The 15,350-nt window shown below is 74.5% G+C and carries 11 protein-coding genes and 2 pseudogenes; 4 read left to right on the forward strand and 9 right to left on the reverse strand.

Annotated elements, in window-relative coordinates:
• Positions 1–97: 97 nt before the first annotated feature.
• Positions 98–1,066: an aldo/keto reductase gene (locus N8I86_RS33020; protein ID WP_263279437.1), complete on the forward strand. Its 969-nt coding sequence runs from the start codon at positions 98–100 to the stop codon at positions 1,064–1,066.
• Positions 1,067–1,070: 4 nt separating this feature from the next.
• Here N8I86_RS33020 and N8I86_RS33025 read toward each other — a convergent pair whose 3' ends face one another.
• Positions 1,071–1,892: a phytanoyl-CoA dioxygenase family protein gene (locus N8I86_RS33025; protein WP_263279438.1), complete on the reverse strand. Its 822-nt coding sequence runs from the start codon at positions 1,890–1,892 to the stop codon at positions 1,071–1,073.
• Between the two features lie 63 nt (positions 1,893–1,955).
• On the opposite strand from N8I86_RS33025, the pseudogene N8I86_RS33030 reads away from it, so the two are divergent.
• Together N8I86_RS33030 and N8I86_RS33035 are read left to right on the forward strand one after the other, a co-directional pair.
• Positions 1,956–2,836, forward strand: a pseudogene (locus N8I86_RS33030) (helix-turn-helix domain-containing protein).
• A 208-nt stretch (positions 2,837–3,044) separates the two neighbouring features.
• Complete coding sequence (locus N8I86_RS33035; protein ID WP_404830850.1) at positions 3,045–5,018, forward strand: RICIN domain-containing protein; 1,974 nt, start codon at positions 3,045–3,047, stop codon at positions 5,016–5,018.
• A gap of 1 nt (position 5,019) precedes the next feature.
• Here N8I86_RS33035 and N8I86_RS33040 read toward each other — a convergent pair.
• The 6 genes and pseudogenes from N8I86_RS33040 to N8I86_RS33065 all read right to left on the reverse strand — a co-directional run bounded on the left by N8I86_RS33040 (position 5,020) and on the right by N8I86_RS33065 (position 10,559).
• Positions 5,020–5,513: pseudogene (locus N8I86_RS33040) on the reverse strand (universal stress protein).
• Positions 5,514–5,556: 43 nt separating this feature from the next.
• Positions 5,557–6,849 carry an arsenic transporter gene (locus N8I86_RS33045; RefSeq protein ID WP_123440577.1) on the reverse strand — a complete coding sequence of 431 codons (1,293 nt, stop codon included), beginning with the start codon at positions 6,847–6,849 and terminating at the stop codon, positions 5,557–5,559.
• A gap of 23 nt (positions 6,850–6,872) precedes the next feature.
• Positions 6,873–8,114, reverse strand: a complete 1,242-nt coding sequence (locus N8I86_RS33050) for a polysaccharide deacetylase family protein (protein WP_263279440.1) — start codon at positions 8,112–8,114, stop codon at positions 6,873–6,875.
• Between the two features lie 197 nt (positions 8,115–8,311).
• Positions 8,312–9,013: a DUF4232 domain-containing protein gene (locus N8I86_RS33055; RefSeq protein ID WP_263279441.1), complete on the reverse strand. Its 702-nt coding sequence runs from the start codon at positions 9,011–9,013 to the stop codon at positions 8,312–8,314.
• Between the two features lie 152 nt (positions 9,014–9,165).
• On the reverse strand, positions 9,166–9,714 hold the full coding sequence (locus tag N8I86_RS33060; protein ID WP_263279442.1) for a hypothetical protein: 549 nt from the start codon (positions 9,712–9,714) through the stop codon (positions 9,166–9,168).
• Between the two features lie 5 nt (positions 9,715–9,719).
• Entirely contained in the window at positions 9,720–10,559 is an 840-nt protein-coding gene (locus tag N8I86_RS33065; protein WP_263279443.1) for a serine/threonine-protein kinase, read from the reverse strand.
• Positions 10,560–10,606: 47 nt separating this feature from the next.
• Here N8I86_RS33065 and N8I86_RS33070 point away from each other — a divergent pair, with 47 nt between their 5' ends.
• Positions 10,607–11,155, forward strand: coding sequence for an RNA polymerase sigma factor (locus N8I86_RS33070; RefSeq protein WP_073890984.1), 549 nt, complete (start codon positions 10,607–10,609; stop codon positions 11,153–11,155).
• A gap of 24 nt (positions 11,156–11,179) precedes the next feature.
• Here N8I86_RS33070 and N8I86_RS33075 read toward each other — a convergent pair whose 3' ends face one another.
• On the reverse strand, positions 11,180–13,561 hold the full coding sequence (locus N8I86_RS33075; protein ID WP_263279444.1) for a SpoIIE family protein phosphatase: 2,382 nt from the start codon (positions 13,559–13,561) through the stop codon (positions 11,180–11,182).
• A gap of 1,050 nt (positions 13,562–14,611) precedes the next feature.
• Positions 14,612–15,334: a 2OG-Fe(II) oxygenase gene (locus N8I86_RS33080; protein ID WP_263279445.1), complete on the reverse strand. Its 723-nt coding sequence runs from the start codon at positions 15,332–15,334 to the stop codon at positions 14,612–14,614.
• Between the last annotated feature and the right edge of the window lie 16 nt (positions 15,335–15,350).

Raw genomic sequence — 15,350 nt, forward strand, 5'->3', positions numbered from 1 at the left:
AGGATCAAATCGCCCGCACGCGCACACCGTCAAATCGCCGCCGGACGGGGTCGTAGGCTCGGCGGTGACCATCGTCCCGAAGGCAGGAGCAGCAACGATGCAGTACGTGAAGCTCGGTTCGACGGGCCTGGACGTCTCGCGGATCTGTCTGGGCTGCATGACCTACGGACTCCCGGACCGCGGTACGCACGAATGGACCCTCGACGAGGAGGCCTCCCGCCCGCTCATCCGGCAGGCGCTGGAGGCCGGCGTCAACTTCTTCGACACCGCCAACGTCTACTCCGACGGCACCAGCGAGGAGATCGTCGGCAGGGCCCTGCGCGAGTTCGCGAACCGCGACGAGATCGTGCTGGCCACCAAGGTCAACGGCCGGATGCGGCCGGGCCCGAACGGCGCCGGACTGTCCCGCAAGGCCGTCATGAGCGAGATCGACCACAGCCTGCGCCGGCTCGGCACCGACTACGTCGACCTCTACCAGATCCACCGCTACGACCACGCGACCCCCGTCGAGGAGACGATGGAGGCGCTGCACGACCTGGTCAAGGCGGGCAAGGTCCGCTACATCGGGGCGAGTTCGATGTACGCGTGGGAGTTCTCCAAGGCGCAGTACACCGCCGAGCGGCACGGCTGGACGAAGTTCGCGACCATGCAGAACCACTACAACCTGCTCTACCGCGAGGAGGAGCGGGAGATGCTGCCGCTCTGCGCGGACCAGGGCGTCGGCGTGCTGCCGTGGAGCCCGCTCGCCCGCGGCCGGCTGACCCGCGAGTGGGGCAAGGTCACCGACCGCAGCGCCACCGACGACTTCGGCGGCCGCCTGTACCTGGAGAGCGACCGCGCCATCGTCGAGGCCGTCACCCGCATCGCCGGCGACCGGGGCGTGCCCCGCGCCCAGGTGGCCCTCGCCTGGCTGCTGCACCAGGACACGGTCACCGCTCCGATCGTCGGCGCCGCCAAGCCGCAGCACCTCCAGGACGCGGTGGCCGCCGTCGAACTCCGCCTGAGCGACAAGGAGATCGAGGAGCTGGAGCGGCCCTACACCCCACGCGCCATCAGCGGCCACTGACCCGTCAGTGCGGTCCGTGCGGCGCGAACTCCGTGCCGCACGGACCGGCTCCCTCGCTCCGCGCCAGTTCCACCCGCTCCCCGGACATGGTGAGCGTCCGGTAGTACGCCCCGACGCGCAGGGCCGAGCGGCCCACGTAGTGCCCGATGAACGAGCGCCGGAAGCGGTCCGCGCTCGGGTTGGGGCCCGAGCCGTGCACGAGGCTGCCGTTGAAGAACAGCACGTCGCCCGGGGCCAGGTCGACGGGCACCGGCACCAGACCGGGCGGCGGCGGAACGTACTCGCGGGCGAACGACAGCCGCGCGTCGGCCTCTTCCGGGCAGAACAGGTCCATCCGGTGGGTTCCCGGCACCACTTCCAGGCCGCCGTTGCCGCGGTCGACCGGTTCGCAGGCCACCCACGCGGCCACGCACGTGCCCGGCTCGGCCCGCAGGTAGAAGTTGTCCTGGTGCGGCGCCTGCCCGCGCGCACCCGGCGGTTTGAAGTAGAACATGCTCTGCGCGGCCAGCACCTCCTCCCCGAACAGCACCTCCAGCACGGCCCGCAGCCGGGCGTCCAGGAGGAACCCGCGTGCCAGGGCGTTGAACTCGTGCGGCTGCATCACCCGCGGGAACCTGCGCAGCGGATCGGACGCGGCCGGTTCGGGCGCGAAGTGGCCGGGCACGGGCCCGGCCGCGTGCAGCGCCGCGAACTCGCCGCACAGCCGCCTGACTTCCCCGTGGCGGAACAGCCCGTGCGCGACGGTGAATCCGTCCTCGGCGAAGCGCCGCCGCAGCGCCTCGGGCCCGACGGGGGCACCCGAGGCGCGGTTGTCCTTGGCCGTCATGGAGCCGCCTCTCGCGTCCGCCGTCCTCGTCCGTCACGCTAGGGCGAGTCGCCCGACGGGAGGATGACCGTGCGTGCCGAGAACCTGCCCGTGACTGCCACGCCCGGCGACCCGTCGCCGCCGCCCGGCCTGGTGGTCGCCGGCCGCTATGACCGGGGGCAGGGCTACGGCGTCAACCGGCCCCGGGGATCGTCGAGCTGGCTGTTCACCTTCACCACCGGCGGGCGCGGCCGGATCCGCCAGGGCGCCGCCCGCGCCCGGCCCTCTGCCGGGGACCTGGTGGTCCTGGCTCCCGGTGTCGGACACCGCTACACCGTCGCGCCGGATGCCGGGCACTGGCGGTTCTGGTGGGCGCACTGCCAGGCCCGGCCCGCCTGGACGCCCTGGCTCGCGCCCCACGCCCGCGCCGACGGCCTGTACGCGGTCCCGGTCCGGCCCGGCCCGCTGTGCCGGCGGGTCCAGGCCGCGTTCGCCCGGATGGCCGCCGACTGCCGGGGGCCCGCCGCGGAGCCGCCGCACGGACCGGACCCGGTGGTGGTGGCGGAGGGCAGCCTGGCCGGGAACTGGCGCTGTGCGCACTGGAGGAGGTCGTCCTGCTCGCCGCCGCCGGCGCCCGACCGGCCGCCGGTGAACCGGGTGCCGACGCCCGGGTGCGCCGCGCCGAGGAGCTGATCGCCGCCGACCCCGGCGCCCCGCACACCGTGCGGTCGCTCGCCGGGAGCGTGGCGCTCTCCCCGTCCCGGTTCGCCCATCTGTTCACGCTGCGGACCGGCCGGTCCCCGATGCGGGCCGTGCGCGAGGCACGGCTGCTGGAGGTCACCGACCTGACGGTGGAACGGGTGGCCGCGGCAGCCGGGTTCCCGAGCCCGTTCCACTTCAGCCGGGTCTTCCGGGCGCGCTACGGCGTGCCGCCCGGCGCCTACCGGGCGCGGGCGCGGCCGTGAATGAGGGAAAGGGATTTCATCGACGAAATGTCAATAGGGAATGCGCTCTCCCGGAATGGCGACAATCTTGTTCCGGTGTGCGGAGCTGTGTAAAAATGCGCGCTGTCGGTGCGCGGTCGCGAAAACATTTAGGCGGTACGCGCCGTGCCGTTGCCGTACACCCTTCACGCTCCAAAAGAGCTGCGTCAGGTGGACGTCCGGGTCGCCCATGACCTCCCCGAACGCTTTGGTACGGACTAATGTCGCAGACGCCCGGAGGAATGCAGCCGTGAATGAGGCAGGCCTGTCGGACGAACAACTGGGTGCCGAACTGAAGAAGTGGACGGGAGCCACGCCTGCCCTCCATCCGGTCGGTGAACTGCTCGACCGGCACTGGGAGGCGGCCTTCGCCTACGCCCGGCTGTGCACCGACAACCCGCGTGCCGCCGGGATGCTCACCACCGCCGCCTTCACCCGGTTGTTCGGCGCGTCGATCCGGCAGGGCGGTCCGAGCGCGGCCTGGCGGCCCCACGTCCTCGTCACCATCCGCCGGATCGCGTCCGAGTGGGCCTCCGACGGCCGTCAGGAACTCCTCCACCCGGGCCTGCGGTCGGCCGACGGCACCGGCGGTCGCGCCGCCGCCCGGCTGCTGCCGCCGTCCGGCCGGCGGCTGCTGTCCGCTGCCTTCCAGCGAGTGCCCCCGACCTCCCGTGCCGTCCTGTGGCACACCGAGGTCGAGGCCGAGCCCGCGGCGGTGCCGGCCGCCCTGCTCGGTCTGGAGGAGGACGACGTCCGCGTCGAACTGCGCCGGGCCCGCGAGCGGTTGCGCGAGGAGTGCCTCCAGGTCCACCGCGAACTCGCGCCCGAGGCAGAGTGCGGTCGCTATCTGCGCATGCTCGACGTCACCTACCGGCGCGGCGGCGCGGAGGTCGACCCCGACCTGCGCGAGCACCTGTCCCGGTGCGCCCACTGCAGCCGTACCGCCGACCAGCTCGCCCGGTTCAACGGGGGGCTGGGACTCGCGCTCGCCGAGGCGGTGCTCGGCTGGGGCGCCCGCCCCTACGTGGAGTCCCGGGCGTACGGCGCGGAGGCACCGGCCGCGCCGGTCCCCGCCCCCGCCTCCGTCGTCGCGCCCCCGGCCGGCGAGTCCTTCACGGCCGCCGGAGCGGCGACGTCCGCCGGAGCGGCGATGTCCGGCGGCTCCGGATCGGCGATGTCCGGCGCCCCGGCCGCCTCCATGACCTCCGCCGATCCGGCCGTCGCACCGGCCGGCCGGACCGGCACCGGATCCACCGCGCCCGCCGGCCGGTCCGGCGCCGGCGGGCCCTCCGTGTCCCCCCGTTCCGCGCACCGCGCCGCCCGCCGTGCCCGCCGCCGCAACCTCACCCTGGCCGTCGTCACCGTCAGCGGCCTCGTCGCCCTGCCCCTGGTGCTGTGGGCGGTGCTCGGCTCCGGCGACTCCCCGGACCCCCACCCCGGCGGCACCCCGTCCCGGACGCCGGGCAAGGACTCCCCGTCCCCGGACACGTCCTGGGCCGCCGCGCCCGCCACCGGCCAGGGCGCCCTGCACGGCGCGCTGCACAACGTCGCCTCCGGGCTGTGCGTCGGAGTCGTCGGCGGAAAGGCCGTCAAGGGCGCCGAGACCGAACTCACCGCGTGCTCCGCGACACCGGAGCGGCAGTGGACGTACGAGACCGACGGACTGCTGCGCAGCGACGCCGATCCCGGCCTGTGCCTCGACTCCCACCTCGGCTACTCGGTCCGGCTCGCCCCCTGCACGGCCACCGGCCGTTCCGGCAGGAACATCCGCTACGACTTCACCCTCCAGGGAGCACTGGTCCCGCGCTGGAACCAGGAGCTGGCCCTCACCCCGGCCGCCACCGACGGCTCCGGCGCCCTCGTCCTCAAGACCCGGGCCACCGGCCCCGCACAGCGCTGGACCATCGACACCGTCAAGCCCGAACTGCGGATGCAGAACGTCAACTGGGGCGACGACGAGAGCCCTTCGCACACCGCGGCCCCCCGGCCCACCCCCTCCGGGAGCACCCGGAAGACCGCGTCACCGAGTCCCACGCCCACCGAGAGCCGGTCCACCCCCACTCCCTCGCCGACGGCGTCCACGACCACCGACCCCTGTGCCGCGCACCCCTACTACTGCGGCGGGGGCGGGGACTACGGCGGCGGCAGACGCCACCACCACTGACTCAGTGCGGGTGGTGCGGCGGTGGCGGCGGGATCGTCGCCAGCCCGGGAGCCGGTTCCGGCCACACCAGCAGCACCGGGCAGGGCGCGTGGTCGACCGCGAACCGGACGGCCGGACCGAGGCTCTTCGGACCGAGCCGCGAGCGGTCCCCGTCCCGGGCCAGCACCAGCAGATCGGCACCCTCGGCCGCGGCCACCACCTCCCGCTCGACCCGGCCCGCCCGCTCCTCGCGCACACAGGGCCGGCCGAGCCGGCCGGCCGCCGCGTCGAGGAGTTCGGCGGCCGAACTCCCGCCCAGGGCCTCGACCAGATCCCCGGATCGCGCTCCGGGTGGCCGCGGCCGAGCAGGCCCGCGAACGCACCGTGCGCGAGCCCGGGCACGTCGGGACCGCTGACGTGCAGCAGCACCACCTCGGCGGCCGGCGGCGCGTGCGTGCGCACGGCGTCCACGCAGGAGGGCCAGGTGCCCTCGACGAGCCAGGCGATCACACGCATCCGGACGGCCTCCCTCGAACCGGCGAGGGCCCGCGAAGAGCCCTCAGAGAATCTGCAGCGACCCCCACAGTGCCACCACCGAGACCGCGAGGGAGGAGGGCACGGCGATCAGCCCCAGCCGGGTGAACTCGCCGAGGTCCACGCCGTGCTCGTGCTGGTGCACGATCCGCCGCCACAGCAGCGTGGCCAGCGACCCGGCGTAGGTCAGATTGGGGCCGATGTTCACACCGAGCAGCACCGCCAGCACCGCGCCCGGCCCGACGGGCGCGGCCAGCGGGAGCAGCACCAGCACCGCCGGCAGATTGTTGATGAGGTTCGCGAGGACGGCGGCCAGCGCGGCGACGCCGAGCAGCGCGGGCAGCGTGGTGCCGTCCGGCATGACGTTCCCGAGCACGTCGGCCAGGCCGTTGTCGACGACCGCCCGCACCACGATGCCGAGCGCCAGCACGAACGCCAGGAACGAGGGGGCCGCCGCCCGTACGACGGTCAGCGGGGTCGCCCGGCGCCGCAGCAGCGCCCGCCCGGCCAGCACCAGGGCGCCCGCCGCGGCCACCCAGGCGGGCTCCACGCCGAACGCCGAGGCCACCACGAACCCGGCCAGCGTGCAGGCCACCGTCACCAGCGCGAACAGCGGCAGCCGCGGAGCCTCCCCGCCGTCCGCGGCCGCAGGCGCGGCCGCCGCGAGGTCACGGGCGAAGAACCGCCGGAACACCACGTACTCGGTCCCGATCGCCAGCAGCCACGGCAGCAGCATCAGCGCCGCGAACCGGGCGAAACTCAGCCCGCTCGCCGCGAACGCCAGGAGGTTCGTCAGATTGGACACCGGCAGCAGCAGCGACGCGGTGTTCGACAGATGGGTGCACGCGTACACATGCGGCTTCGGCCGTACGCCCGTCCGCGCGGCCGTCGCGAACACCACCGGGGTGAGCAGCACGATCGTGGCGTCCAGGCTGAGCACGGCGGTGATCGCGGACGCGAGCGCGAAGACCGCCGTCAGCAGCCGCACCGGCCGGCCCGCCGCCCAGCGGGCCATCCAGGCGCCGCACGCCTTGAACAGCCCGTCCACGTCACAGAAATGGGCCAGCACCAGCACGGCCGCGAGGAACCCGACGACCGGTCCCAGCCGCTCCGCCTCCGCCCGGGCGTGGTCGAGCGGGATCGCCCCGCTCACGATCGCGATCCCGGCGGCGGGGACCGCCAGGACCGCTTCGGGCCACCCGAAGGGCCGCACGACGGCCCAGGCGAGCACGGCGGCGAGCAGGACGGCGGACAGTGCCTCGGCAAGGGGCGTGTTCAGGGCGGGTCCTCCGGGTCGATCACGTCGGTGCCCGCCCATCAAAACAGACGTTCCCGCACGGGCTACGACGACCGGGTGCCCGCCGCGCCCAGGAACTCCTCCCAGCCGCCCGTCGGGACCTGGCCCGGCGTGAGCGTCCGCAGCTTGCGCAGCATCGCCGGATCCTGCGCCTCCAGCCAGGCCACCAGCTGCTTGAAGGACACGAACCGCACGTCGTCGTGCTCGGCCATCCGCCCGATCGCCTCCTCGACGGCGTCCATGTAGATGCCGCCGTTCCAGCGCTCGAAGTGGTTGCCGACGAAGAACGGGGCGCGGTTGCCCTCGTAGGCGCGGCGGAAGCCGGCCAGGTAGGTGTCCCGGGCCTGCGCGCGCCAGGAGTCGTACTGCGCGCGGTCACCGAGGGGGTTCCCGCCCGACTGGTTGAACATCATGTTGTAGTCCATGGACAGCACCTGGAAGGAGTGGCCGGAGAACGGTATGGACTGCAGCGGGAAGTCCCACACCTTCCCGCCCTGCACCTTGGCCGGCCAGATCTGCAGGCCGCCGGAGGAGCTGGCGTCGTACTTCCAGCCGAGCGCGGCGGCCGTCGGCAGCAGGTTGGCCTGCCCCTCCAGGCAGGGGGTGCGGCCGCCGGTCAGCTCCTTGCGGTAGTCGAAGGGGAGCGGTTCCAGGTCGGTGAAGCCGGTGTTCGTCCGCCAGTGCGTGACGAAGGACGTCGCCTGCTCGATCTCGCTGCGCCACTCGGCGGGGGACCAGTTGCGCACGCCGGTCGCCCCGCAGAAGTGCCCGTTGAAGTGGGTGCCGATCTCGTGGCCCTCCAGCCAGGCGGCGCGCACCTGTTGGAGCGTGGCGTGGATGTGCCGGTCGGCGAGGTAGCCGATCGCGGAGGCGCCGACCGGGTGCTGCGGCGGGTGGTACAGGTGCTTCTTGGACTCGGGCAGGGTGTAGATGCCGCTGAGGAAGAACGTCATCTTCGCGCCGTGGTCGGCGGCCACCTTGCGGAACCGGGAGAACAGCTTGTTGCTCACCTCGCCCGCGCCGTCCCAGGAGAACACCACGAACTGCGGGGGCTTGCGGCCCGGGCGCAGCCGGTCCGGCTCCGGCTGGTGCGGCTGGGGGCCGGTGTCCGCGGTGGAGCCGTCCCCGATCGGCTTCACCGGCCGGGCCTGGGCCGTCCCCCTGCCGTCCGCCGGCCCGGGGCCGCCGACCCGGAGGCCGGTGCCGGAGGAGCAGGCGGCCAGTGTGCCCAGGGCGCCCGCCGCCGCTCCCGCCGTCAGCATCCGCCTGCGTGAGATCCCGCTCATCGTCTCCCCGGTTTCCTCGTCGGGGCCCCGGTGCGGGGCCCGTTCCTCGTGCGGTCGGGGGGTTCGATGACGGGGTCCGTGAGAAAGATCGCGGCTTTCGGCGCCTGTTGCCGTCCTGTGACAGTTGTGGCGCGTTCATGACGAACCCCGCTGCCGCGGGAGCGGGCAGCGGGGTCGCCGGGAGCCGGGGGCGCCGGTCAGGGACCGGTGCCGGGGGCGAGGACGGAGAGGGAGACGGACGAGGAGCTGCCGGACACCGGGACGGGTCCGCCCGACCAGGCCACCGTCAGATGGTCCAGCTCGTCCGGCGGGGTGAGGAGCAGCGAGGTGGGCGTGCCCGTCTTCGCCCCGCTGATCTCCGGGTTGGAGAAGGTCAGTCCGGCCCAGGCGCTCTGCCCCGGCTTGAGGGTGACCGTCACCGGTGAGCCCGGCTCACGGCGGGGGTCGGGGCCCAGCTGGGTGCCCGAGCCGTTGACGAAGGCCGCACCGGGATAGCCGCGCAGGGTGCAGGTCCGCGCGGACTTGTTGGTGAGGACCAGCGGGAAGTTCTCCTGGCCGGCGCCCGGGTCGTTGCGGCCGACGGAGGCCCCCAGTTCGGAGGTGTGGCAGCGGGAACCCGCCGCCGCCGTGGTCTTCCCGCCGCCCGGGGACGCGGTCGTCGCCGGGGCCGACGGCGAGACCGGGGAGCCGGTGGGCGTGGAGGCCGCGGCGGACGTGCCGGACGTCGCCGAGGCCGGACTCTTCGAGGCGTCCGTCGCGGGCGCGGCCGTACCGGACGCCGTGACGGGCGGGGCACTGTGGACGTCCTTGCCGTTGCCGCAGGCGGTCAGGAGGCCCAGCACGGCGACCGTGCCCACGAGCAGGGCCCCGTGCCGCGTGGACCGGGGGGTGTACACCATGTCGCTCAACACTCCTGGTTGTTCGGGGCGCGCGGCGCACCGCGTGCCCGCGGCGCCGGATGCGCCGTCATGACAATCCGATGCGCCGGACGCGGGAAAAGTTCGGGACACGCAGGGATCTTTTCCCCGACTTGACCGTCCATCCGCGTCTTTCAGGACACCCGCAGCGAACGGAGTATGCCGTCGGTGGCGTCCCCGGCACCCCGCTGCCGCACCTGCACGTACACCTGCGGCCGCGCACCGCCGCCCGCCGGGGACAGCGCGGACTCCGTGACCGAACCGCCGTCCGGGCAGCCGCTCCAGACCCGCACCGGCCCGTGCCAGTCGGCGTCGGCGAAGGTGTGGCTGCCGGAGTAGCGGCAGCCGGTGTGCTGGAGGGCCTTCACCTCGGCGGCCACGTCGCCGTGTGGGCTCACCCCGACGAACACGCCGTCGACGGCCGCCGTCAGATCCGGCCAGCGCGACAGGTCGTCGGCCACCACCAGACCCGGCTGGTGCCCCGCCGTCAGGCCGAGCGCGCGCGGGTCCCAGCCGGAGTCGCGCAACTCCCGGCCCCAGCCGGCGGGCACCTCGACGGCGAGCCGGCCGGTGGCGTCCGTGATCCGCACCCCGTCCGGCGCGCCGTCGTCCCGCTGGACGACCACGGTGACGGCCACCGCGGCGGCGGTGGCCGCGAGGACCGCGGCCACCGCCAGCGTCACGGCGTTCAGCCGGCCGCGCACCCCGTCCAGCCGCCGCGCGGCCCCGCCGCGGGCCGGCCCGCCGCCAGCCCGTCCAGCTCGTGCGCGAACGCCTGCGCACCCGGCCAGCGTCGCTCCCGGTCGGGCTCCAGCGCCCGCGACAGCGCCCGCTCCACGTCCTCGCCGAGGTCCGGCCGCAGCCGCCGGGGCGGCACCACCTTCCCGGGCGGCCCCGGCACCCTCCCGGTGACCAGTTCGTAGCCCACCGCACCCAGGCTGTAGACGTCGGCCCGCTCGTCGATGCCCTCGCCGGGCTCGGCCTGCTCCGGCGGCTGGTAGCCCGCCGAACCCGCCGCCAGGGTCAGGACGGAGGCCTGCGCGAGGCTCTTCGCGAGGCCCAGGTCGGCCAGCAGCACCCGCCTGGTGCCGTCCGGGGCGGTGTGCAGCAGCACGTTGGTCGGTTTGATGTCCCGGTGCACGATGCCCGCCTCGTGCAGCGCGGCGGCGCTGCGCGCGGCCTCGGCCGTCAGCGCCAGCGCGTCCGGCACCGGCAGCGGACCGTCGCGCAGCAGATCGGCCAGGGTGCCGCCGTCGGCGTACTCCATCACGAAGTACGGTCGGCCGTCGGGGAGTTCACCGATGTCGTAGACCTGCACCACCCGGTTCGAACCGGCCCGCCGCAGCAGCCGCGCCTCGGACAGGAACCGCTCCCTGATGTCGAGCCGGTGCGCCCAGTTCTCGGCGAGGACCTTCACGGCGACCGGGGCCTGCAGCTCGGGATCGTGGGCGAGCCACACCGTGGCGAAGGCGCCGGTGCCCAGCGGCCGTTCGAGGCGGTAGCGGCCGATCCGCTCCAGGGAGTGCATACGACTATCATGCCTGCCCTGAGATCGACTTGGAGGGGGACCCTTCGGTGCAGGACCAGGCGCCCATGGAGGACCTCGCCCGGCGGGCCGCCGCGGGCGACAGCGCAGCCCTGGACCGGCTGCTCACCGAGATCCGGCCCGAGGTCGTGCGCCGCTGCGCGCGCTTCCTGCCGTGCCGGGAGGACGCCGAGGAGGCCGCCCAGGACGTGCTGCTCCAGGTGGCCCGGCATCTCACCGCCTTCGAGGGCCGCAGCCGCTTCGGCACCTGGCTGTACACCGTGGTCGCTAACTGCTGCCGGCAGAAGTACCGCGAGCTGAAGCGGCGGGCCGCCGAACAGCCCGCCGCCATCGAGCCCTCGCACGCCGTCGACCCCCGCACCACCAGCGTCATCGCCGGCTCCCGGGTGGACCTGCTGGAGGCGCTGGACCGCCTGGAGCGGGAGCATCCGCACCTGGTGGCGCCGCTGGTCTACCGGGACATCTGCCAGCTGGACTACGCCGAGGTCGCCGAGCGCGTAGGCATCCCGCTCGGCACCCTCAAGTCCCGCCTGCACGAGGCACGCAAGCAGGTACGGCCCTGGCTGTCGGCGACCTGACCCCCGCCGACGCTTCCGCGAGCGCTAGAAGTCCTCTTCGTACAGGGGTAGTTCGGCCCAGATCGTCTTGCCGTCGGCGGTGTGCCGGCTGCCCCACCGCTGGGTGAGCTGGGCGACCAGCAGCAGACCCCGGCCGCCCTCGTCGAAGATCTTCGCCCGGCGCAGATGCGGGGCGGTGTGGCTGCTGTCGGAGACCTCGCAGATCAGCGTGGCGGCGTCGTGGATCAGCCGCAGCCGGATCGGGGGCGAGCCGTACCGGATGGCGTTGGTGACCAGCTCCGATACCACCAGCTCCGCCGTGAACGCGGCCTCGCTCAGCCCCCAGGTGTCCAGCTGGTCCACGACCTGCTTGCGGATCGGCGCGACCAGCGCCGGGTCGGCCGGGATGTCCCAGGTCATCACCTGCGACGGCGGCAGCCCCTGGGTGCGGGCCAGCAGCAGTGCCACGTCGTCGGCGGCGCCGCCCGGCGGCAGCAGGCAGTGCAGCACGTGGTCGCAGGTCTGGTCCAGGGAGTCGGTGTGCCGTGCGAGGGCCTCGTACAGCCGCTCACGGCCGCTGTCGCCGTCCCGGTCCCGGGACAGCACCAGACCGTCCGTGTACAGGGCGAGGACCGTGCCCTCGGGCAGTTCCAGCTCGGCGGACTCGAACGGCAGCCCGCCCAGGCCCAGCGGGGGCCCGGCCGGCAGGTCGAGCTGCTCCGGCAGGCCGCCCGGCCGGAGCAGCACCGGTGGCGGATGCCCGGCGCGGGCCAGGGTGCAGCACCGCGACACCGGGTCGTAGACGGCGTACAGGCAGGTCGCGCCGACCTCCCCGGGGCTGCCCTCGACACCGGACTCCTCCGACAGCCGCAGCACGAGATCGTCCAGGTGGGTCAGCAGTTCGTCCGGGGCCAGGTCGATGTCCGCCAGGGTGCGCACGGCGGTGCGCAGCCGGCCCATGGTGGCGGAGGCCTGGATGCCGTGCCCGACGACGTCCCCGACGACCATGGCCACGCGCATCCCGGACAGTGGGATCACGTCGAACCAGTCCCCGCCCACCCCGGCGCGCGCGGCCGGCAGATAGCGGGAGGACGCCTCCAGCGCGGCCGTGCGCGGGAGGGTGCGGGGGAGGAGACTGCGCTGGAGCGCGAGGGCGGTCTCCCGCTCCCGCGAGTAGCGGCGGGCGTTGTCGATGCAGACGGCGGCGCGCGCGGTGATCTCCTCGGCCAGCAGCACGTCGTCGGCGCTGAACGTGTCCGGGCGCAGGTGCCGGGTGAGGACCGCCACCCCCAGGGTCAGCCCGCGTGCCTGGATCGGCACGGACATCGACGAGTGGATGCCGAGTGTCCGCACCCGCTCGGCGCGCGCCGGGTGCCAGCTCAGCCACTGGTCCATGTCACCCGCGGCGACCGACGTGGTCATCGTGCGGCCCGCGGTCAGCGAGTCGGCCTGCGGGGACAGGGCCGGGTACGCCTCCGCCTCGCCCGGTTCGATCACCGACTCGGGGATGCCGCGCAGCACCGACTGGTGGGCGGTACGGCGCAGGCTCACCGGAGCCGTGATGCGTGCGGGCGGCTCCCCGCCGTAGTCCTCGGGGTCCAGCAGGTCGACGGTGACGAAGTCGGCCAGCGCGGGCACGCACAGGTCGGCGAGCTCCTGCGCCGTGCGGGTGACGTCGAGCGTGGTTCCGATGCGCACGCTCGCCTCGTTCACCAGTTGCAGCCGTTGGCGGGCCCGGTAGTTGTCGGTGACGTCGTGCGCGGCCATGGACACGCCCCGCACCCGGCCCTCCGCGTCCGTGACCGGGGCCATCCGGGCGAGCCAGGCGCGTGCGTGGTCCCCGCCGCCGGTACGCAGGAAGGCCTGCATGTCCAACGGCCGGCCCGAGGTCAGCACCCGGAGCATGCCCAGTTCCAGTTCCTCGCTCTGCGGCTTGCCCCCGATCTCCGCGAGCCGCAGGCCGCGGACCCGCTCCTCGGGCAGGTTCATGACGGAGGCCATCGCCTCGTTCATCCGGCGCAGCCGCAGCTCGTCGTCGTACACGGCGAGCGCGCACGGTGACTGGATCAGGTCGGCCGCGGCGAGCGGATCGTCCGTGGCGGGCGGCCGGTCGCCGGTGAGCGGGCTGACCACCAGCCAGTCGCCGCGGTGGTCGTCGTGCGCGGGCCGCCGGTGGGCGAGCAGCCACACGGGGACGGTATGGCCGTCGCGGTGGCGCAGACCGACCGTTCCCTCCCAGCGGACGCCGGCCGGGAGGGCCGGTGGACGGTCGCCGGCCAGCAGATCCGCGGCGGGACGGCCCACGACGGTGTCCGCCGGGTGGCCGAGGAGGCGCCGCGCGCCCTCGTTCCACTCCAGCAGGGTTCCGTCCTCATCGATGACAGCCCGGGCCGTCGCCGCCTCGTCGAACGGATAGACCCGGCTCATCGTCGCCGCTCCCAAGCGCACACTCACAGTGAACAGGTGGCACCACTTGGGTTCCAGCGTAGTGCTTCCCACCCGCCCGCGGACCGCGACCCCCGGCTCTGCGGTCGATGGGTCGAACAAGGTCAAGGGGTGATTTCGGCCGGTCCTCCGGCGAAGGCGCTCGGTCGGGTCCGGACCCGTGACGATCGCGCGAGGCACGACGTCGGAATCGCCGCTCGCGGCTCCGCCCGGCCCCCACGGGCGCCCACCCGGGCGAGGACGGGGGCGCCGCGCGCATCAGCCGGCCCGACGTCCGACCGGCCCGCCGGGGCGGACGGGAGGCCCCCGGCTTCCCGCCCGCGCGTCCCCGCCGTCCCGTCCGCGTGCCGTCCCCGGCCTTCACTCCGCGTGCCGTCCCCTGGCTTCCCGCATCCGCGCGCCCCCGGCTTCCTGCCCGCGTGCCGTCCCCGGCCTTCACTCCGCGTGCCGTCCCCTGGCTTCCCGCATCCGCGCGCCCCCGGCTTCCTGCCCGCGTGCCGTCCCCGGCCCTCGTTCCCGCGTGCCGCCTCCGGCCCTCGTTCCCGCGTGCCGCCTCCGGCCCTCGTTCCCGCGTGCCGCCTCCGGCCCTCGTTCCCGCGTGCCGCCCCCCTGGCTTCCGTTTTGCGCGCCCTCGGCTTCCCGTCTCTGTGCCGCCCCCGGGCCTTCACTCCGCGTGCCGTCCTGTGGTTTCCCGCATCCGCGCGCCCCCGGCTTCCTGCCCGCGTGCCCCCTGGCTTTCCGTCTGCGTGCCGCCCCCGGGCCTTCACTCCGCGTGCCGTCCTGTGGTTTCCCGCATCCGCGCGCCCCCGGCCCTCGCCCCCGCGTGCCGCCTCCGGCCCTCGTTCCCGCGTGCCGCCCCCCTGGCTTCCGTTTTGCGCGCCCCCGGCTTCCCGTTCGCGTGCCGCCTCCGGCCCTCGTTCCCGCGTGCCGCCCCCGGCTTCCCGGGTTCGCGCGCCCCGGCCCTCGCTCCCGCGTGCCGTCCCCCGGCTTCACGCGTCCGCGCGCCCCCGGCTTCCCTCCGCGTGCCCCCGGTCAGGCGGCGTCGTGGAACACCAGCCCCAGCGTGCGCCGCCGCCCGGACCGCACGGTGCTCACCCCGTGCCGCATCGCCCCGGCCGACCAGCCGCGGCGCGTGCGCACGGGGTGGTCCCGGGTGGTGAACACCAGGCCGTGTCCCTGCCGCAGGACGGTCGCCGTACCCCGGGACTGGGCGCGCGGCCGCTGTTCCACCATCAGGAACTCGCCTCCGGTGTAGTCGGTGCCGTACTCGTCCAGGGCGATCACCACCTGGAGCGGGAAAAGGAGTTCGCCGAAGACGTCGCGGTGCAGGGCGTTCCAGTCGCCCGGTCCGTAGCTGAGCAGGATCTGCGCCGACCGGTCCTGGCCGGCGGAGTGACAGCGCTCCAGCCAGTCATTGAGCGAGTCGGGCCAGGGGGCCTCCCGGCCCAGGCGGGCCGACCAGTCCCGGGCGACCGGCAGCAGCCGGGGGTAGAGCGCGGCGCGCAGCGCGGCCACGGGAGCGGGCAGGTCATGGGTGAAGTAGCGGTACTCGCCGGATCCGAACCGGTGCCGGGCCAGGTCGACCGTGGTCCGGAACAGTTCCGGCTTCTCGTGGAGAGCGGCCAGGCCGGCGCACTCGGCGGCGGTCAGCAGCGGGCCGGTGGCGGCGCTGCCGAGCTCGTCCAGCCCGGCCGACAGCGCGGGCCAGTCGGTGCGGGCGACCCGGCGGCGGGCCTCGGCCAGGGTGAAGGTCATCGTCACTCCTCCTCCA

Source organism: Streptomyces albidicamelliae (assembly GCF_025642175.1).
Lineage (GTDB): Bacteria > Actinomycetota > Actinomycetes > Streptomycetales > Streptomycetaceae > Streptomyces > Streptomyces albidocamelliae.